The following is an 18,561-nucleotide window of genomic DNA, read 5'->3' as shown; positions in this document are numbered from 1 at the left end:
CCTCATATGCAAAGGAACGAGAACGCCCGCCGCTACAACAGGTCGACCTCGAGGTACTCCCCCAACAGGCGGTGGAAGTCCAGCTCATCGTCCCATGGGATCATGTGGCCGGCGCTGTGGGCCGTGCACTGCTGCAAGCGGGGTGCGAGGGTTTCGATCTCCGCCAGGTCTTCCGCGAGCACCACGCCGCCGCGCGCCGCCGTCATGAGCAGCCCGGGCGTCTGCAACCTCGCCAGATCGGCGTGGATGTCGTCGTTGTGAAAACCGGCATGCGCCTGGACCACCGCCTCCTCGCTGCAAGTGTGGAGCCACTCGGCGCGCAGTTGCAGTTGTTCGTCCGTCCAGGTCGGCGCGTAGGGACGCAGCTCGTCGGCCGTGATGCCCTGGATGGCCATCCGGATGGAATCCACGTACCACGACAGCGGCACGGGATAGGGTCGGCGGCCGGGGCCGGAGACGGGCGGATCGATCAGCAGCAACCTGTCGAGGCGGCGCGCGTCGCGCGACGCGGCGCGGATCGCGACGCGCGCTCCCATGGAGTGCCCCAGCAACGTGGCGGACGACCACCCCTGCACCTCCAGCAGATCGAGCACGTCGCCCGCCATGGCATCGAGGCTGGCGTCCATGCCGGGCACGCTCCAGGACAGGCCCCGCCCGCGGAAGTCCAGCACATGGACGTCGAAGTGGCGAGCCAGCCGCTCGGCGACGAAGCCCCATGTGATGGCCGGGCTCGTGATGCCGGGCAACAGGAGCATGCGCGGGCCCTGGCCGCCATAGCGCAGCAGGTGCAGCCGCACCCCGTTGGCCCGCACGTGATAGCCATGAAGAAATGAACTCATTGCGGCCTTCCGAACCAGCCTCGAATGCGGTTCCACAGCACGCTCCACATCATCGCGGCCATGGAGACCGTGGGTTGCGGCTCGTCGACTGACGTCGCCTGCCCGCTCAGCCGGCGGGAGATCTGCTTGCCGAAGTCCGCCACCATGCGGCGCACGAAATCCTTCACCAGCCCCGAGCGCGAGAACTGCGCGAGCGGCCCCTGAAGGGCGTAGATCATGTCCACGTGGACCCGGGTGCTGTCGGCGCCCAGCGCTTCGAGCCGATAGGTGATGTCGCCCTGGGTGCGCGACTTGCTCAGGCTGTCCTGGCCCGCGCCCCTGAGGACGGCGCGCCTGGCGGCATCGTCGCGTTCCAGCCGCGCCGCACCGGCGAAGGCTGCGGACATCGGCCCGAACTTGATGGCGATCGTGCCCTTGACCCTTTCGCCCTCGTGCGAGTCGATGGTCGCGCCCGGCAGGCAGGACGCCACTGCGGGCAGGTCGCCCATGAATGCCCACACACGGTCGACCGGATGAGGTACGTCGAAATGGACCTCGATGGCGTTGCCCTTCGCCTTGGCCTTGGCCATCGCCACGGGGTCCACCTCCGGCATGTCCGCCACGGCGGCCGTATCGGATGCCGCGCTCCGGCCCGGCGAAGGCGATGTGATGGGCGTCGCTGCGTCGACGCGTTTCAGCGCGACCGTTCGCGGCGCGACCAGTCTCTGGCGCAGCTTCTCGAACTGCACGTCGGGGGTGTCGCGCTGCTGCTGGAGCACGTCCAGGATGGCGTCGACGATGCCCTGGTAACCCGTGCAGCGGCAGAGGTTGCCCGACAGCTCCAGGCGCACGCGCGCTTCGTCGGCGTCGGGCAGTCGAAGCACGATGTCGCGCGCCGTGGTCAGCATCCCCGGCGTGCAGAAGCCGCACTGCAGCGCATGGTGGCGCGTGAATGCCTGCCGCAGCCGCTGCATCGCCGCATCGTCGTCGTAGCCCTCGATGGTGGTGACCTCCCGGCCTTCGCATGCCACGGCGAAGGTGATGCACGAGCGCGTGGGCTGACCGTCGACGAGCACGGTGCAGGCGCCGCACACGCCGTGCTCGCAGCCGAGGTGCGTTCCGGTGAGGCGCAGTTCGTCGCGCAGGAAATCGCCCAGATGCACCCTGGGCTCGGCCGGCCGGCTGATGCTGCGACCGTTCACTTGAATGGAAATCGGGTCCAAGTCTTTTTACTCCGCGTGTTTGGCACCGGCCAGGACGCCGGACTGCTCGAGTGCACGCTCCAGGCAGGCGGTGAAGAGCTTCCGGTCGATGGCGTCGCGCTCCGGTAGTGCGGTGCGTACGGCTGCCCGCAGCGACTCGCGGCCGGCCGCGCCGGCACCGTCGCGCGCGATCTCGGCTGCGAGCGGATTCAGCAGAAGGGGGGGGCCGTCGGCCGCCCCGAGGACGATCCGCGCACGCTCGCGCGAAGCGTCGAAATACACCGCGGCGCTGGCCTCCGCGAACTCGCCCGGCTTGCGGCAGACCTTGTGATATCCCCAGTGCATGAAGGATGTCTCCGAAGGCACGGCGACCGACACGATCAGCTCATCGGACTCGAGCACGGTCGTGTAGGCGCCGAGCATGAATGCGTCGGCGTCGATCGTGCGTTCGCCGCGTGGCGATCTGACCACCATGCGTGCGCCGAGTGCCGCCAGCACCACCACCCAGTCGGCCGCGGGATCGGCATGCGCCAGGCTGCCGCCCACGGTGCCGCGGGTACGGATCGCGCGGTAGGCGATCCCGCCTGCGACCTCGCGCATGGGGTGCGCGGCCAGCGGCGGGTGCATGCCGTCCTCGATCTCCGCATGGGTGACGGCGGCGCCGATCTCGATCCAGTCGCCCTTGCGGCTGACGGTGCGAAGGCTGGGAATCTGCGCGACGTCGACCACCTGAGCAGGCCGCGCCAGCCGCAGGTTGAGCATCGGGCCGAGGGACTGGCTCCCGCTCATCGCCTTCGCGGCGCCTGCGCCTGCCGCCAGTGCAGCGATCGCCTCGCCGACATCGAGGACGCGCGTGTATGCGAACTTGGGCGCTTTCATCGGGCGTGCTCCTCTTCGCGATTGGCGCCTTCGAGGGCCGCGAGCAGGCGGCGCGGCGTCAGGGGCGTCATGAGCACCTCGGCAGCGCCGGTACCGCGCAGGGCGTCGTTCACCGCGTTGAAGATCACCGCAGGCGGCGCGATCGCACCGCCTTCACCGACGCCCTTGGCTCCGAATTCGGTGTGCGGCGAAGGCGTCTCGAAATGGTCGATGCGGATGCGCGGCACCTCGGTGGCGCCCGGCAGGATGTAGTCGGCCAGGGTGGAAGCCAGCGGCTGGCCCTGTTCGTCGTACGGACTCTCCTCGTACATCGCGGTGCCGATGCCCTGTGCGATGCCGCCGATGGTCTGGCCCTCCACGATCATCGGATTGACCATGGTCCCGCAGTCCTCCACGACCACGTAGTCGAGGATCTCGACCTCGCCCGTTTCGGTGTCGACGGCCACCACCACCGCATGCGTCGCATAGGTGAATGTGCCGGTATCGACGTTGGGCTTGTACGCACGGGACACCTCCAGGCCGCCGAGATGAACGTCGGCAGGCAGGTCCTGCGGCGTGAGATACCACGCGCCCCCGACCTGCGACAGCGGGATCGACTTGTCGCCGGACACCGCGCGTCCTTCGATCAACGCCACGGTTTGCGCATCCACCCCCATGAGGTAGGCGGCGATCGACTGGATCCGCGGCAGCAGTTCCTTGCACGCGACCGAGATGGCGCCTCCCGACATGACGGTGGCGCGCGAGGCATAGGTGCCCGAAGAAAACGGCGTGAGCGCCGTGTCCCCGTGCACCACCCGGATCCTCGACACCGGAATGCCGAGCACGTCGTTGGCGATCTGCGCGAAGCTGGTCTCCATGCCCTGGCCGTGCGAGTGCACGCCCACGCGCACTTCGAGTCCGCCGTCCGCGGTCATCCTGACGACCGCCTGGTCGAAGCCGGGCACCACTGGCAGCCCCCAGTTCGCGAACACCGTCGTGCCGTGGGCGGACTGCTCGGTATAGGTGGCCGTGCCGAAGCCGATCAGCCGCCCGTCGGGCTCGCCGCGCGCCTGGCGCTCACGCACGGCCTGCAGCCCGATCATCTCCACGGCGCGGCGCAGGCTCGCCGGGAAGTCGCCGCTGTCGAAGTGCTTGTTGGCCACGTTCACATAGGGCATGGCCGAGGCCGGCACCAGGTTCTCCAGCCTCACCTCCCACGGCTCCCGTCCCACCTCGCGGGCCACGGCGTCCATGAGCAGCTCGATCGCGAAGCAGACGCCCGTGCGCGCGACGCCGCGGTAGGCCATGAACCCGGGCTTGTTGGTCGCAACGCAGAGAGTCTCGCACCGATAGCCGCGGAAGCTGTAGGGCCCCGGCAGGTTGCCGATCGCCTGGCCAGGTTCCAGGCCGACGAAGAAGGGATAGTAGGAATAGGCGCCGCCGTCGATGGTGATGACGGCATCCAGCGCCAGCAGCCTGCCCGTGCGGTCCGCATAGGCCGTGAGCCGGTAGTGATGCTGGCGTGTGTTGGCGCCGACGATCAGGTGCTCGCGCCGATCCTCGAGGTAGCGAAACGGCGTGCGATAGGTCTTGGCCAGCCAGGCGACGCAGAGGTCTTCGGGATAGAGCTGTCCCTTGTAGCCGAAGGCGCCGCCGACGTCCGGGGACACGACCCGCACGGCTTCCTCGTTCATCGCGAGGTGCTGGGCGATGCCCACGCGCAGCAGATGCGGGACCTGGGTGGCGCTGACGACCACGAGCTGGTCGGTCTGGAAATCCCAGTAGGCCAGGACGGACTTGCCCTCCAGCGGCACGATGCATTGGCGCGACAGCTCGACCGTGCGGCTGACCTTCACCTCGGCCTTCGCGGCGAGTTCTTCGAAGTCGCGATTGGCCCGCAGCGTGAGAAAGACGTTGTCCTTCCATTCGGGGTGCATGAACTCCCCCGTGGCCGCGAGCGCGGAGTCCGTGCTGTGGTACACGGGCAGTTCGTCGTACGTGACCTCCACTTCCTCCAGCAGGTCTTCCGCCATGGCGCGCGTGGGGGCCACTGCCATCGCGATCGCCTCGCCGACGTGACGAACCTTGCCCGACGCCAATGGCGGCAGCGCCGAATACTGGTAGGTGGGCACCGAAGACGGCGACCCGATGTCCACCGCATCCGACATCATGTCGCGCAGGAACACCTTCCCCGCAAGCGCTTCGGGAATCTCGACGCCGGTGACCACCGCATGCGCGAGCGGGCTGCGCAGGAACGCGACCTCCTGCAGGCCTGGCAGCACGAAGTCGCCCACGAAGTTGCCCTTTCCCACGAGGTGGCGCGCGTCCTCCTTGCGAGGCACCCGGGCGCCGATGCCCTCGCGCTTCAACAGCCTCGCCGGAATGTCTGCTCGGTCCATGCGTTTCCTTTTCTTGACTGGTTTCCTGGTGCCGGACTTCATCGAATCCGCCCATGCCCGGCAATGCCCAGGTGATCGACGCGCAAGAACAGGTCTGTTCGCCGAACCCCGCAAAAGGGCCTCGATCGTCAATGTGCGTTTCGACACCTGCATCGCACGATATGACAGTTCACATGCACAAGTATATGACTGATGTCGGCGCAATGGAAGCCGGCTGCTGTCGATGCAAACCCTAACGACGATACATCTCGAAAGTGGTGCATCTGCATTGGCATATCGCCCTTTATTGGCGTTTGTTCGCCCCTTTTCAAATCCAATCTGGTGCAGCTTCGGACAGTAAAAACCCGTACTTGAAATCGCAGCCACGCCCAACTAATATGACAGTTCACTGACTATTTTTGAAAGGTCCGGAAATCCCCGGATGGAGCCATGAACTGGATCAAAGTCGCTTCGGCGCGAGAGCTGAAAAACGATGAAGCGAAAACCCTCAACGTCGCAGGCCACGGCGTCGCGCTGTTTCGTGTCGACGACGAGTTCTTCGCCACGGACAGCATGTGCACGCATGCCACCGCGCTGCTCTCGGAAGGCTACGTCGAGGACGGCTGTGTCGAATGCCCGCTGCACCAGGGGCGCTTCGACATCCGCACGGGCAAGGCGTTGTGCGCGCCGGTCACCGTGGACCTGCGTACCCACGCCGTGAAGCAGGAAGGCGATGACATCTACGTGATGTCGCCGGCCGCGAAATGACTTCGCCCGGCATCGTCATCGTGGGTGCGGGCCAGGCCGCGGCGGTCGCCGCCCATGCGCTGCGCGAACACGGCTACCGCGGACGCATCACGATGCTGGGGCGCGAGCGTCACAGGCCGTATGAGCGGCCCCCGTTGTCCAAGGCCGTGCTGGTCGCGGCCGAGGAGCCGCGCCTCGACGTCCTCGCGCAGGACGCCTGGGCACTCGGCGACATCGATCTTCGAAGCTGCAGCGATGCGGTAGCCCTGGATCTCTCGAAGAGGCAGGTTCGCCTTGCCGATGGCCAGGTGCTCCCGTACGACATGTGCCTGATCGCCACGGGCGGCGAGGCCAGCACGCTGGCGTGCGCACCGGCGGGCCGACCGCACGTGCACTACGTGCGCACTCTCGACGATGCGCGGCGGCTGCGCGCGGCCCTACAGGGCAAGCCGCGGGTCGCGATCCTGGGTGGCGGCTTTCTTGGCCTCGAGATCGCCAGTTCCGCGTTGTCGGCCGGTGCGGCGGTGACCGTGATCGAACGCGCGACGTCCGTGCTCGATCGATTTCTTCCGCCCGAAGCATCGGCGTGGCTCGAGTCCGGCCTGCGGCAGGCAGGCGCGCGACTGCTGCTCGGCACTGCCCTCGAAGGCGTCAACGCTCTGCCTGATGGCCGTATGCGCCTGTCGACCCATGCCGGCGATCTGGAGGCGGACGAGATCGTCGTGGCCATCGGCCTTTCGCCCAACGACGCACTGGCCCGCGATGCGGGCCTGCAGATCGCGGCGGGCGGCGGCGTTCTCGTCGACGCGCAGTGCCGCACCAGCGACGAGCACGTGTTCGCGTGCGGCGACTGCACCAGCCAGCAACGCCCGGGGCACGCGGCGCCGACGCGCCTGGAATCCTGGCAGAACGCCAACGAGCAGGCACGCACCGCCGCGGCCGCCATGCTCGGTGCGACCGGCCCGACACCGGCGGTGCCCTGGTTCTGGACCGACCAGGGCCGGCACAACATCCAGATGCTGGGCCTGCCGGCCCCCGGTCTCGACTATGTGCGCCGGGGCGATCCGGCCACCGGCAAGGTGCTGTGGATCGGCCACCGCGGCGCCGTGCCGCTGCACGGCGTGGCCATCAACGCCGGGGCCGATCTGCGCGCCATCCGGCCCCTCTTCGAGCAGCGGCAGCCGGTGTTGCTCGACGAATTCCAGCGCGACGCCACCGATCTGCGTGCATGGGCCAGGCAGATGCGAGGCAGCCCCCCTTCCACCGTTCAACCACCCCTCAGAGCCTAAGGAGCTTTCATGTATCAATCGCAGGCGGTCATCGGCATCACGAATGCCCGAAAGAACCCGCCCCTGGAACAGTGCGTCTGGCCCGCGGACGCGCTCAACAACATTCCGGACTGGGTCTACACCAGCCAGGCCATCTACGACCAGGAGATCGAGCGCATCTTCCGCGGCGACACCTGGAACTTCGTCGCACTGGAAGCCGAGATCCCAAACCCCGGCGACTACAAGCGGGGCTACGTCGGCGCCACGGCCGTGGTGATCGTTCGCGCGGAAGACAACACGATCTCCGTCTTCGAGAACCGATGCGCCCACCGCGGCGCCGAGTTCTGCCGCTCCAGCCACGGCAACGCGAAGGAGTTCGTCTGCCCCTACCACCAGTGGTCGTACGACCTCAAGGGCAACCTGCAGGGCGTGCCGTTCAAGCGCGGAATCAACAAGGTCGGCGGCATGCCGCCGGACTTCAAGAACGCAGAGCACGGCACCCGGCAACTGCGCGTGGCCACGCGCAACGGCGTGGTGTTCGCCACCTACTCCGACAAGACGCCGCCGCTGGAGGAGTACATGACCAAGGAGATCGTCGAGGAGTTCGACGTTCCGTTCTCGGGCAGGAAGCTCAAGATCCTGGGCTACTGCCGCAACGAGCTTCCGTGCAACTGGAAGATGTACCACGAGAACCTCAAGGACCCGTACCACGCGACGCTGCTGCATTCGTTCCTCGTGGTGTTCGGCCTTCTGGTGCCCGGCATCAAGTCGATCGTCTTCGCCGACAAGGAACATGGTCGCCACGGCTACATGGCATCGTCCAAGCCCGACCAGGTCTATGCCACGGTCGCCGCCGACGACAAGGCCGAGATGCGGTCGTTCAGCGACAACCTCCGTCTGCGCGACGAGCGGTTCCTGGACTACGTGCGCGAGTTCGACTCGCCCTGGTCCGCCAACATGATGACCATGTGGCCGAACCTGATCGTGCAGCGCCAGATGAACACGATGGGTGTGCGCCAGATCATTCCGAACGGCCCCAACAGCATGGTGATGCAGTGGACCATGTTCGGCTACGAGGACGACACGCCCGAGATGACGCGGCACCGCCTTCGGCAGGGCAACCTGATGGGCCCGTCCGGCTTCCTGGGCCTCGAGGACAACGAGGCATTGAAGTTCGTGCAGGAAGGCATCCGCAATTCGTCCACCGACAACAACGTCGTCAAGCTCGACGCGGGCCACCAGGGAACGGCGCGCAACCTGATCTCGGAGTCGTGCATCCGGTCGCTCTACCAGTACTACCGGGACGTCATGGGCATCCGTGTCGCGGAGGTGGCAGCATGAAGGAGCGGCTCGCCTACGCCAGGTCCACGATCTCGCCGCGCCGCGCGGCCGAGCTGCGCGCCGAGGTCGACTCGTTCCATGTCGAGTACTGCGCAGCACTCGATGCCAACGACATCGAGCGTTGGCCCGAGTTCTTCAGCAAGGACGCGACCTACCGGATCACCTCGCGCCAGAACGCGCTGCTGGACATGCCCGTGGGCCTCGTCTACTGCGAGGGCCTGGACATGATCACCGACCGCGCGCTCGCGGTGGCGCACTCGCAGATGTTCGCGCCACGGCACATGCTGCATGTGCTGGGAATCACGCGCGTGCTGCAGGAGACGGGCGACACGATCAGTTCGCAGACCCCCTTCATCCTGATGCAGACCCTGGTCGAGGGGCCTTCCACCGTGCATCTCGCGGGCATCTATCACGACCGCTTCGTGCGCGACGGCGAACGGCTGCTCATTGCCAGCCGCGAAGTGGTGCACGACACGGAAATTCTCGACACGGCCCTGGCATACCCGGCCTGAATCCATTGAGGACGACAATGAATCAAACACCCAAGATCGCGCTCGAAGAGCACTTCAGCGCCCCCGGCTTCGATGCCTATTCCGCGAAGTACACGCGAGCGCTGCCGGCCGACTTCGTGGCGCGGCTCGACGCCAGGCTCAGTGACTTCGACGACCAGCGCCTGGCCGAGATGGACGCGGGCAACATCGAGTACGCCGTGCTGTCGCAGACGATGCCCGGCGTCCAGGCCGAGACCGACGGCGCCGCCGCCGTGCGGCGCGCACGCGAGAACAACGAGTTCCTCGCCGAGCGCGTGGCGCGCCATCCGCAGCGCTTCGGCGCCTTCGCGCACGTCGCGCTCCAGGACCCGGCGGCCGCAGCGCGAGAACTCGAGCGCACCGTCGTCGAGTGCGGCTTCAAGGGCGCGCTGATCAACGGCCATACCCTGGGCCGCTACTACGAAGGCAGCGAGTTCGACGTGTTCTGGGAGCGCGCCGAGGCACTCGGCGTGCCCATCTATCTGCACCCCAACGCGTTCAGCCAGCCGCCGGCGCTGCTGGAGGGCATGCCTGTGCTTCAGGGGGCCACCTGGGGGTGGGGCGTGGAGACCGCGGGGCACGCGCTGCGCCTGCTGTTCGGCGGGGTGTTCGACCGCTTCCCGCGACTGACCCTGCTGCTGGGCCACATGGGCGAGGCACTGCCGTATCAACGCTGGCGCATCGACAGCCGCTTCGCCGCGTACCCCTCGGGCATCAAGCTGGCGCGCAAGCCCAGCGAGTACATCGGCAGCAACATCCTGATCACGACGTCCGGGGTGTGCTCCGCGCCGGCACTGCTGGGCGCCATCGGCGAGCTCGGCGCCCATGCCGTGCTCTTCTCCGTGGATTACCCCTACGAGTCCACCGCCGAAGCCTGCGCCTTCGTCGAGCAGGCGCCGCTCGACGCGCGCACCCGCGAGTTGGTTTGCCACGGCAATGCGCGCCGGCTCTTCAAGCTCGGCAGCCCGCAGGACCTTGCGCTCCTGCAGATCTGAAACTTTTCAAACAAAGGACGAAACATGCCAGTCAGCGATTACCAGATGGTCAAGGCCTGGAACGAGGTTCTGAAGCTCAGCAAGGTGGAGCCGGGCCAGAAGGTCTCGATCCTGTGCGGCCCCCACACCCACCCCCAGACGCTGCAGACCGCCACGATCGCGGCGCAGGCCGCGGGCGCGGTCGTCACCAGGATCGAACTGCAGCCCATCAACGCGGAGAAGGCCCCCAGCCGCGACCTGATGAACTACCTGGGAGAAACGCCCCTCACCAACAACCCGGTCGCGCTCGCGGCGATGAAGAACAGCGACATCGTGCTGGACCTGATGCTGCTGCTGTTCTCGCCCGAGCAGATGGAGATTCTCGAGTCGGGGACGAAGATCCTCCTGGCCGTCGAGCCGCCCGAGGTGCTGGTGCGGGCGGTACCCACCGAGGCCGATCGCGAGCGCGTGCTCGCCGCATCGAAGCTGCTCAAGGCCGCCAGGAAGATGCACGTGACCTCGCCGGCCGGCACGGACGTGACTTTCAAGCTCGGTGATTACCCGACCATCTCCGAGTACGGCTTCTGCGAGGAGCCCGGGCGCTGGGACCACTGGCCCAGCGGCTTCCTCTTCACCTTCGCCAACGAGGGCGGCAGCGACGGCACCATCGTGATCGATCGCGGTGACATCCTGCTGCCGCAGAAGAACTACGTCTCGGACAAAATCACCATGCAGCTGCGCGAAGGCTTCGTGCGCAGCATCGAGGGCGACATCGACGCCGCGCTGCTGCGCGAGTTCATGGAGGCCTACAAGGACCCCGAGGCCTACGCCATCGCGCACATCGGCTGGGGGATGCAGCCGCGCTGCTACTGGCACACGCTGTCGCTGGTGGACCGCGAAGCCACGTCCGGGCAGGACGCGCGTGCGTTCGAAGGCAACTTCCTGTTCTCGCTGGGCCCCAACAACGAGGCCGGAGGGCCTCGCACCACGCCCTGCCACCTGGACATTCCCTTGCGCAACTGCACGGTGAAGCTCGACGACGTCGTCGTGGTTCGCGACGGCAAGGTCATCGACGAGGCCTTCCGATGAGCGCCGATCCGGACATCTACCAGAAGCAGGGCTTTGGCAATGCCGTCGCCCCGAAGGCGCCATACGGCCTGCTGATCATCGACTTCGTCAACGGGTTCGCGGATCCGCTCACGTTCGGCGGCGGCAACATCGAGCCGGCCATCGAATGCACCCGCGGCCTGCTGGCCGCTGCGCGCGAGCGCGGATGGCCCATCGTGCACACGCGGGTCGTGTACCAGGACGACGGCGCCGATGCGAACATCTTCGCCCTCAAGGTGCCGCCCATCCTGGCCCTGCGCGAGGACGAGCCGCAGAGCCAGATCGTCGCGCAGCTGCAGCCACGCAACGGCGAGCTGGTGCTGCGCAAGATCCATCCGTCGGCCTTCTTCGGCACCTCGCTGGCTTCCTGGTTGTCGCAACGCGGCGTGCAGACCTTGCTGATCGCGGGATGCACCACCAGCGGGTGTGTCCGTGCCAGCGTGGTCGATGCCATGTGCCACGGCTTTCGCCCCCTGGTCGTCACGGACTGCGTGGGCGACCGGTCGCTGCAGGCGCACGAGGCCAACCTCTTCGACATGGACCAGAAGTACGCGACCTTGATGCCTCGCGACGCCGCACTGCAGGCGACCGAAGCAGTGCAGCCGCGCGGCGTCCCGGCCTGAAGCCTGGCCGCACCCCACGACTCCCGACCGACCTCTCGTCAAAACCCGGGCGAATGAACCCGCCAGCGACCCCCACTACCTGGAGAAGAAGATGACCCTCAAACTCATTGCCGCGATCGCGGTTTCACTCGCATCGCTCGCGCTGCAAAGCCGCGCCGACGTCATCAAGGTGGGTGTGATCGCGCCCATGTCCGGACCGTTCTCCGCGGTGGGGCAGACCTGGGAAGGAGCGACCAAGGCCTACCAGAAGCTCAACGGCACCACTGCAGGCGGGCACACGATCGAGGTCGTCTACCGCGACCTGCCGGAGATCAATCCCGCGCAGGCCAAGGCACTGGCCCAGGAGCTCATCATCAAGGAAGGCGCCCAGTACATCGCCGGCCTGTACTTCACGCCCGATACGCTGGCTGTCGCCGCACTCGCGCAGGAGGCGAAGGTACCTGTCGTGATCTTCAACGCGTCGACCTCGTCGCTTCTCGAGAAGTCCGACTACCTGCTGCGCACCTCCTACACGCTGCCGCAGATGGCCGTGCCGGTGGCCAAGTACGCGCTCGAGAAGAACGTGAAGAACGTCGTGTCGCTGGTCAGCGACTTCGGTCCCGGCCTCGACGCCGAGAAGGCCTTCAACACCGCGTTCGTCGCCGGAGGCGGCAAGCTGCTCGAGGCGATCCGTGCGCCGCTGAAGACGACGGACTTCGGCCCCCTGATGCAGCGCGTGAAGGCACTCAAGCCCGACGCGCTCTACGTCTTCGGACCCGGGGGGCCGGCCACCTACGCAATGATCAAGGCCTACAACGAAGCGGGGTTGAGGGCCGCAGGCGTGCGCTTCCTGGGCACGGGCGAGACGGATGAAGACCAACTGCGCGCGATCGGCCCCGAGCTGCTCGGCATCGAGACCGGCATGTTCTATTCGGCGACGCACAACTCGCCGCTGAACAATGCTGCCGTCAAGGCGCTGGCAGAGGTGGCGCCCAAGGCCATTCCGACCGTCCAGCTCGCAAATGCGTACGATGGCCTGCATGTGATCTATCACATGGTCAAGGCAACCGACGGCAAGCGCGACGGGCCCAAGGCCCTGGCCGCCGCCAAGGGCTTTTCGTGGGAGAGCCCGCGCGGCCCGGTGAAGATCGACCCGGCTTCCCGCGAGTTCGTGCAGAACGTCTACATGCGTGTGGTCGAGAAGGACGCCTCGGGGCGCTTCGTCAACCGCGAGTTCAGGACCTTCGAGATGCAGCCCGACTACGGGCGCATCCAGGGCGCGGCCAAGTAACGCAGAGACTGCAGCATGTCTTTCGCGCTTCTGAGCAGCGTCCTGGTCGACGGCGTCACGTACGCCATGATCCTGTTCATGATCACCGTGGGCCTGTCGATGACCATGGGCCTGATGCGTGTGGTGAACCTGGCCCATGGCGCCTTCGCGATGCTCGGCGGTTTTCTCGCAGCGAGCATTCCGCAGCGCCTGGGCGTACCCATCGGGCTGGGCTTCGTGCTGGCGATCGCCCTGGTGGCCCTCTTGGCCTTGATCTTCGAGCGCACCCTGCTGCGCCGCTTCTACCGCCGCGACGATCTCGACCAGATGCTGGTGACGATCGGACTGATGTTCGTCGCCACCGCGGCGGTCAACCTGATGTTCGGATCGTCGGTGACCTCCGTCGCGCTTCCCGAGGCGTTCGGCGGCTCGGTGGACCTGGGCTTTCGCTCCATTCCCCGGCACCGGCTCATCGTCGTCGCCTGCGGGTTGCTGGTCGTCGTCGTCCTGTGGTTCGCAGTGGACCGGTCGTCCTTCGGCATCCGGGTGCGCGCTGCGGTCGACAACGCGCCCATCGCCCGGGCCATCGGCATCGACACGACGAAGATCTACGCAGCCACCTTCGCGATCGGTGCCGCGCTCGCGGCGCTGGGCGGCATCGCCGGTGCCGAGCTGCTGCCGATGGAGCCGACCTATGCCTCCAAGTACCTCGTGATCCTCCTGGCCGTCGTGGCCGTGGGTGGAAACGGAAATCTGTTTGGCTCTTTCTTCGCAGCATTGCTGCTCGGCATCGTGGAGACCTCGATGAAATACATGGTTCCGCAGCTCGCATCGGCTGCCTTCTTCCTGACGATGATCGTCGTCCTGCTGTTGCGGCCCCAGGGGCTGTTCGGGAGGCAGGCATGAGTGCGGTGATTCCACCCATGGTGATGGCTGTGCCGCCCCGCGCCCGCCCGTGGACGCAGTTGCGCGCCGAGATCGTCCTGACGCTGGCGGGGCTGCTGGCCTTCGCGTTGTTCCCGCAGGACTTGGGGTTGCTGACCAACATGGCAACGATGTCCATCTTCGCGCTGTCGCTGAGCCTCGTGCTCGGGCAGGCGGGCATCGCGACCCTGGGCCAGGCCGCGCTCTACGGCGCCGGTGCCTACGTCGCGGGCTGGACAGCGCTGTACCTGACGGCCGATCCGATCGTCGGGCTGCTGCTCGGCGGCCTGGGCGGAGGGTTGATCGCGCTGCTCAGCGGTGCCGTCATGCTGCGCTCGACCAAGCTCACGCTGGTCATGCTCACCATCGCCGTGGCGCAGTTGCTGCTCGAGCTCGCCAACTGGGCCCGATGGCTCACGGGCGGCGACGACGGACTTGCCGGCTTCGAGGTCGCCCCGCTGTTCGGCATCTGGGAGTTCAACTTCATGGGCCACACCGGCTATTTCTACGCGCTGGGCGCGCTGGTGCTGGTGTTTTTCCTCGTGCGCAACCTGGTCGATTCGCCCTTCGGCCTGACGGCCAGGGCGATCCGGCAGGACCCGGGCCGCGTCCAGGCGCTGGGCGGGCGCGTGTACCTGCACCTGCTGGCCGTCTACACCGTCGGCGGCGTCGTGGCGGGCCTGGCTGGCGCGTTGACCGCGCAGACCAGCAAGGTGGCCAATCTCTTCATGCTGGACTTCACGACGTCGGCGGGCGTCGTCGTCATGATCGTCCTGGGCGGCACGCGCCGCCTGTCGGGTGCGGTGCTCGGCACCGTCGCCTACATGACCATCCACCACATCGCATCGACGTTGAACCCGTACCACTGGCTCTTCGTGATCGGCTCGATGCTGATCTTCGTGCTCATCGTCCTGCCCGAGGGCCTGATCGGGCTCCTGGACCGGGCCGCGGCGTACGCCAGGCGTCTGGGCCGCAAGGGAGGAGCCCGATGACCCCCCGGCTGCAAACCCGCAACCTGTGCCACTCCTTCGGCGGCCTGGCCGTCACGCAGAACGTCACGCTGTCGCTCCCGCAGGGCGCGCGCACGGCACTGATCGGGCCGAACGGCGCCGGCAAGACCACGCTGGTCAACCTGCTCAGCGGCGCGATCCGTCCGAAGTCCGGCGACATCCAGCTCGACGGCCGCTCAATCGTGCAGCTGCCGCAGTACGCACGCGTGCGCAGCGGCATCGTCCGCACGTTCCAGATCAGCCGCCTGTTCAAGGACCTGACCGTGGCGGAGAACGTCAAGGTCGCGGTGCTCCAGCGGCTGCGCGCCTCCATGCAGTGGTGGCCTTCGCCGGCGCGTTCGGCGCGTGTGCACGACGAGGTCCACGAGACGCTCGGCATGCTGGGCCTGCAGCCCTATGCGAACCGGGTGGTGGGACGGCTGGCGCTCGGCGAGCAGCGGCTTGCGGAGATCGCACTCGCGCTCGCCATGAAACCCGAGGTGCTGCTGCTGGACGAGCCCGGCGCGGGCGTGCCGCAGGGAGAAGGCGGCCGCATCATGAGCGCCATCGAGAGCCTTCCGAAGGACCTGTCGGTGCTGCTCATCGAGCACGACATGGACCTGGTGTTCCGCTTCGCCTCGCACATCATCGTCCTGGTTGCCGGCGCGGTGATGGTGGAGGGGACTCCGCAGGAAGTCGCGGCCAACGAACAAGTCAAGCAAATCTACTTCGGACGAGACGGCCACCATGCCCAGCACTCCCATTGAACTTCGGTTCGACGACGTCACGACCGGCTACGCCGGCGTGCCCGTGGTCGAACATCTGAGCTTCAGCGTGCGCGAAGGCGAGCGGCTGGGGCTGATCGGGCGCAACGGCGCCGGCAAGACGACGACGCTGGCGACCGCGACGGGCCTGGCCGATCTGATGAAGGGGCGCGTCCATTTCGGCGGCAAGGACATCAGCGGCGCCAGCACCTTCGCCCGCGCCCGCGCCGGCTTGGGCTACGTGCCGCAGAGCCGCGACATCTTCCCTTCGCTCACGGTGGAGGAGAACCTGCTGTCGGGTCTCCAGGGGCGCTCGGCCGGCGCGGCGCTTCCCGCGGTCTATGAACTGTTTCCCAGGTTGAAGGAGCGGCGGCGCAACGGCGGCACCCAGCTGTCGGGCGGCGAGCAGCAGATGCTGTCCGTGGCGCGGGCGCTCGTCGGGCAGCCGCGCATCCTGCTGCTCGACGAGCCGCTGGAGGGCCTGGCCCCGATGGTGCGCGAGGAGCTGATGGATGCCATCGTCCGCATGAGCGACAAGCTCGGGGTCGGGTGCATCCTCGTGGAACAGCACGTGGACGTCGTGCTTGACTTCTCGACGAACGTCATCGTGCTGGAGCGCGGCGTCGCCGCGTATGCCGGCTCGGCAGCCGCGCTGCGCCAGGACGAGCAACTCCTGAACCGCACCATCGGGATCCAGAAGTGCTAAGGCCGATGCCTGCTGCGCGATCGGGGTGCGGTGTGCCGTCGCCGGCTCGCGCCTTCTTCGGCAGCGGCAGCGGCAGCGGCAGCGGCAGCAGCGGCTGAATGCGGCACGGCTTCTATCCGCCATGCAGAACCTTCGCGCGCTCCTGAGTCCGCTGCGGGCTTTCGATGCGGTGTACCGGGCCAAGGGAGTCTCGCGGGCAGCCCAGCTGCTTCACGTCACGCCCGGAGCCGTGAGCCAGCAGATCAAGCAGCTCGAGGCCGGGCTGGGCGTGCAGCTGTTCCAGCGGTCAGGCCGCGAGATCGGGTTCACGGCGGCGGGCGAAAGGCTCGCCCACCGCGTCTGCGATGCCTTCGACCGCCTGCAGGACGCACTCGGCGACCTGGCGGAGCATCGGAGTGAAAGAAGGCTTCGCCTCAAGGTGACACCGAGCCTGGCCATCCGCTGGCTCGTTCCTCGCCTGCATGGCTTCTACGCGGAGCACCCCGACATCGCACTGGAGATCGCAACGATCGCCATGGCCGACGACATGCGGCTCGAAGGCGCGGATTGCGCGATCCGCCATGGCATGGGCGAGTGGGCCGACGTCGAGCTGGACCACCTTTTCGACGACGAGTTCGTCCCGGTCTGCGCACCGGGCCAGGCGGGGCCGTTGCAGACACCTCGCGACCTGCTGCAGGCCAACCTGCTGCACTCCATGATGCGGCCGCAAGCGTGGCCGCTCTGGTTCGGCTCCGCCGGTCTTGCGGATCCCGCCCGCCCGCGCGGCATCACCCTGGCGAACGCCGCGTTGTGCTATCAGGCCGCGGCCGATGGCCTGGGCATCGCGATGGCCCAGCGTGCCTACGTGGAAGACGACCTTCGAACCGGCCGCCTGGTGGTCGCTGTCGACCACATGGCACGGACGGAACTCGGCTACTACCTCGTCTGCGACCCGATGAAGGCGGCCACCGCCCCGGTGCGGCTGTTCAGGGAGTGGATCCGGTCGGTCCGCTAGGCGTGCCCCCGGGGGCCTGCTAGTCGGCCTTGAAGCCCGAGGCCTTGACCACGGGCTCCCAGAATGCGTGCATCTCTGCGAACCTGGCGCGTGCAGCGGTGGGTGAGCTTCCCGTGTTCACGAAACCGAGCGCGCCGACCTTCTTCGCGAACTGCTCGGTCGAGGCCGCCTTTCGCACGGCGTCGCTCCATTCAGCGACGACGGGTGCAGGCGTCCCGGGTGCCAGGCAGATGGCCAGCACGCCGACCGTGGTGAGTTCCTTGCGGCCGAGCTCGGCGAAGGTCGGCACATCCGGCAGGAGCGCGGAGCGTTGGGCCGAGGTGACGGCAAGCACGCGCAGCTTGCCGGCCTCGTGGTGCTGCGCGAAGTCGCCGACCGTGGAAGTGCCCGCCGCGATGTTGGCGCCGGCAAGGTTCACGATCATCGGGGCCGCGCCCTGGAAGGGGACGTCCTGCAGCGGCGTTCCGATGATCTTGCCGATCTGCAGCCCCAGGAAATGCGTCGGTCCACCCGACGCCGCATGGCCGAAGTTGGCGCTTTGCGGATGCGCGCGCACCCACTGGGCGTATTCGCCGAAGGTCTTCACCGGCGAGGAGGCGGGTACGGCCAGCGCCATCGCGAACTCGACCACCGTCGACACCGGGAGGACGTCCCGCTGCGGGTCGTAGTTGAGCTTGTTGAAGACGAAGGGGTAGATCGACGTCAGGAAGTCGGGGCACAGCATGGCCACGCTGCCGTCGGCAGGGGCGGCACGCATCGCATCGATCGCGATCCTTCCGCCAGCGCCCGGCCTGTTCTCCACCACGACCGTGCGGTGCAGCGAGTCGTGCATCTGATCCGCGAGCGCACGCGTCACCACGTCGAGGGTGCCGCCGGGCGAGAAGCCCACCAGGATCCTGGCCGGTTGCCGGCCGCCTTGCTCAGCAATGGCCGGCGGTGCGCCGACGAAGGCGGCGATGGCGAGTGCGAGGCTGCAGCGCCAGGAAGCAGGCAGTGTCTTCAAGAGATGCTCCAGGAGGAAGCCGGATCGGTCGTCCGGATGCAAGTAGGGCAAGGTGGGGCGGATCAGCTGGAGGCGGCGTCTTCGTC

Annotated in this window: 18 protein-coding genes; 13 read left to right on the top strand and 5 right to left on the bottom strand. The window is 67.4% G+C overall.

Going from position 1 to position 18,561, the window contains the following annotated elements; translation table 11 throughout:
• Nucleotides 1-32: 32 nt before the first annotated feature.
• Genes ABL838_RS34110 through ABL838_RS34095 form a run of 4 tightly spaced genes read right to left on the bottom strand, consistent with a single transcriptional unit; the run spans nucleotide 33 to nucleotide 5,277 of the window.
• Nucleotides 33-839, bottom strand: coding sequence for an alpha/beta fold hydrolase (locus ABL838_RS34110; protein WP_418126148.1), 807 nt, complete (start codon nucleotides 837-839; stop codon nucleotides 33-35).
• Entirely contained in the window at nucleotides 836-2,041 is a 1,206-nt protein-coding gene (locus tag ABL838_RS34105; RefSeq protein ID WP_184642412.1) for a xanthine dehydrogenase family Fe-S subunit, read from the bottom strand. The genes ABL838_RS34110 and ABL838_RS34105 overlap by 4 nt, the downstream gene beginning before the upstream one ends.
• A gap of 6 nt (nucleotides 2,042-2,047) precedes the next feature.
• Nucleotides 2,048-2,899 carry an FAD binding domain-containing protein gene (locus ABL838_RS34100; protein WP_418126147.1) on the bottom strand — a complete coding sequence of 284 codons (852 nt, stop codon included), beginning with the start codon at nucleotides 2,897-2,899 and terminating at the stop codon, nucleotides 2,048-2,050.
• Complete coding sequence (locus ABL838_RS34095; protein WP_184642414.1) at nucleotides 2,896-5,277, bottom strand: xanthine dehydrogenase family protein molybdopterin-binding subunit; 2,382 nt, start codon at nucleotides 5,275-5,277, stop codon at nucleotides 2,896-2,898. Before ABL838_RS34095 ends, ABL838_RS34100 begins: the two co-directional genes overlap by 4 nt.
• A 429-nt stretch (nucleotides 5,278-5,706) precedes the next feature.
• On the opposite strand from ABL838_RS34095, the gene ABL838_RS34090 reads away from it, so the two are divergent.
• The 13 genes from ABL838_RS34090 to ABL838_RS34030 all read left to right on the top strand — a co-directional run bounded on the left by ABL838_RS34090 (nucleotide 5,707) and on the right by ABL838_RS34030 (nucleotide 17,472).
• Nucleotides 5,707-6,024 (top strand): non-heme iron oxygenase ferredoxin subunit, encoded by a 318-nt coding sequence (locus tag ABL838_RS34090; RefSeq protein ID WP_184642415.1) that lies wholly within the window; start codon nucleotides 5,707-5,709, stop codon nucleotides 6,022-6,024.
• The gene (locus ABL838_RS34085; RefSeq protein WP_184642416.1) at nucleotides 6,021-7,292 is read left to right on the top strand and encodes an NAD(P)/FAD-dependent oxidoreductase; all 1,272 of its coding nucleotides are present in this window, start codon (nucleotides 6,021-6,023) and stop codon (nucleotides 7,290-7,292) included. Before ABL838_RS34090 ends, ABL838_RS34085 begins: the two co-directional genes overlap by 4 nt.
• A gap of 9 nt (nucleotides 7,293-7,301) precedes the next feature.
• Nucleotides 7,302-8,612 carry an aromatic ring-hydroxylating oxygenase subunit alpha gene (locus ABL838_RS34080; protein WP_184642417.1) on the top strand — a complete coding sequence of 437 codons (1,311 nt, stop codon included), beginning with the start codon at nucleotides 7,302-7,304 and terminating at the stop codon, nucleotides 8,610-8,612.
• Nucleotides 8,609-9,124, top strand: coding sequence for an aromatic-ring-hydroxylating dioxygenase subunit beta (locus tag ABL838_RS34075; RefSeq protein WP_184642418.1), 516 nt, complete (start codon nucleotides 8,609-8,611; stop codon nucleotides 9,122-9,124). Before ABL838_RS34080 ends, ABL838_RS34075 begins: the two co-directional genes overlap by 4 nt.
• Before the next feature lie 17 nt (nucleotides 9,125-9,141).
• Nucleotides 9,142-10,137 (top strand): amidohydrolase family protein, encoded by a 996-nt coding sequence (locus ABL838_RS34070; RefSeq protein ID WP_184642419.1) that lies wholly within the window; start codon nucleotides 9,142-9,144, stop codon nucleotides 10,135-10,137.
• 24 nt (nucleotides 10,138-10,161) lie between these two features.
• A complete protein-coding gene (locus ABL838_RS34065; protein ID WP_184642420.1) occupies nucleotides 10,162-11,205 on the top strand; it encodes a 2,5-dihydroxypyridine 5,6-dioxygenase in 1,044 nt (347 codons plus the stop codon).
• Nucleotides 11,202-11,846, top strand: coding sequence for an isochorismatase family protein (locus ABL838_RS34060; protein ID WP_184642421.1), 645 nt, complete (start codon nucleotides 11,202-11,204; stop codon nucleotides 11,844-11,846). The genes ABL838_RS34065 and ABL838_RS34060 overlap by 4 nt, the downstream gene beginning before the upstream one ends.
• 91 nt (nucleotides 11,847-11,937) lie before the next feature.
• Nucleotides 11,938-13,116, top strand: coding sequence for an ABC transporter substrate-binding protein (locus ABL838_RS34055; protein ID WP_184642422.1), 1,179 nt, complete (start codon nucleotides 11,938-11,940; stop codon nucleotides 13,114-13,116).
• Nucleotides 13,117-13,131: 15 nt separating this feature from the next.
• On the top strand, nucleotides 13,132-14,001 hold the full coding sequence (locus ABL838_RS34050; RefSeq protein ID WP_184642423.1) for a branched-chain amino acid ABC transporter permease: 870 nt from the start codon (nucleotides 13,132-13,134) through the stop codon (nucleotides 13,999-14,001).
• A complete protein-coding gene (locus tag ABL838_RS34045; RefSeq protein WP_184642424.1) occupies nucleotides 13,998-15,011 on the top strand; it encodes a branched-chain amino acid ABC transporter permease in 1,014 nt (337 codons plus the stop codon). Before ABL838_RS34050 ends, ABL838_RS34045 begins: the two co-directional genes overlap by 4 nt.
• The gene (locus ABL838_RS34040) at nucleotides 15,008-15,775 is read left to right on the top strand and encodes an ABC transporter ATP-binding protein (protein ID WP_418126146.1); all 768 of its coding nucleotides are present in this window, start codon (nucleotides 15,008-15,010) and stop codon (nucleotides 15,773-15,775) included. Before ABL838_RS34045 ends, ABL838_RS34040 begins: the two co-directional genes overlap by 4 nt.
• Nucleotides 15,756-16,478 carry an ABC transporter ATP-binding protein gene (locus tag ABL838_RS34035; RefSeq protein ID WP_184642426.1) on the top strand — a complete coding sequence of 241 codons (723 nt, stop codon included), beginning with the start codon at nucleotides 15,756-15,758 and terminating at the stop codon, nucleotides 16,476-16,478. The genes ABL838_RS34040 and ABL838_RS34035 overlap by 20 nt, the downstream gene beginning before the upstream one ends.
• Nucleotides 16,479-16,599: 121 nt before the next feature.
• A complete protein-coding gene (locus tag ABL838_RS34030) occupies nucleotides 16,600-17,472 on the top strand; it encodes a LysR substrate-binding domain-containing protein (RefSeq protein ID WP_418126145.1) in 873 nt (290 codons plus the stop codon).
• Nucleotides 17,473-17,491: 19 nt separating this feature from the next.
• Here the strand turns inward: ABL838_RS34030 and ABL838_RS34025 are convergent, their stop codons facing one another.
• Nucleotides 17,492-18,475: a Bug family tripartite tricarboxylate transporter substrate binding protein gene (locus tag ABL838_RS34025; protein WP_418126144.1), complete on the bottom strand. Its 984-nt coding sequence runs from the start codon at nucleotides 18,473-18,475 to the stop codon at nucleotides 17,492-17,494.
• Nucleotides 18,476-18,561 lie beyond the last annotated feature (86 nt).

Origin of the sequence: Variovorax sp. 160MFSha2.1, from assembly GCF_048305075.1 — a bacterium.
Taxonomy (GTDB): domain Bacteria; phylum Pseudomonadota; class Gammaproteobacteria; order Burkholderiales; family Burkholderiaceae_C; genus Variovorax; species Variovorax guangxiensis.
This window is presented reverse-complemented; position numbering and strand designations above follow the sequence as displayed.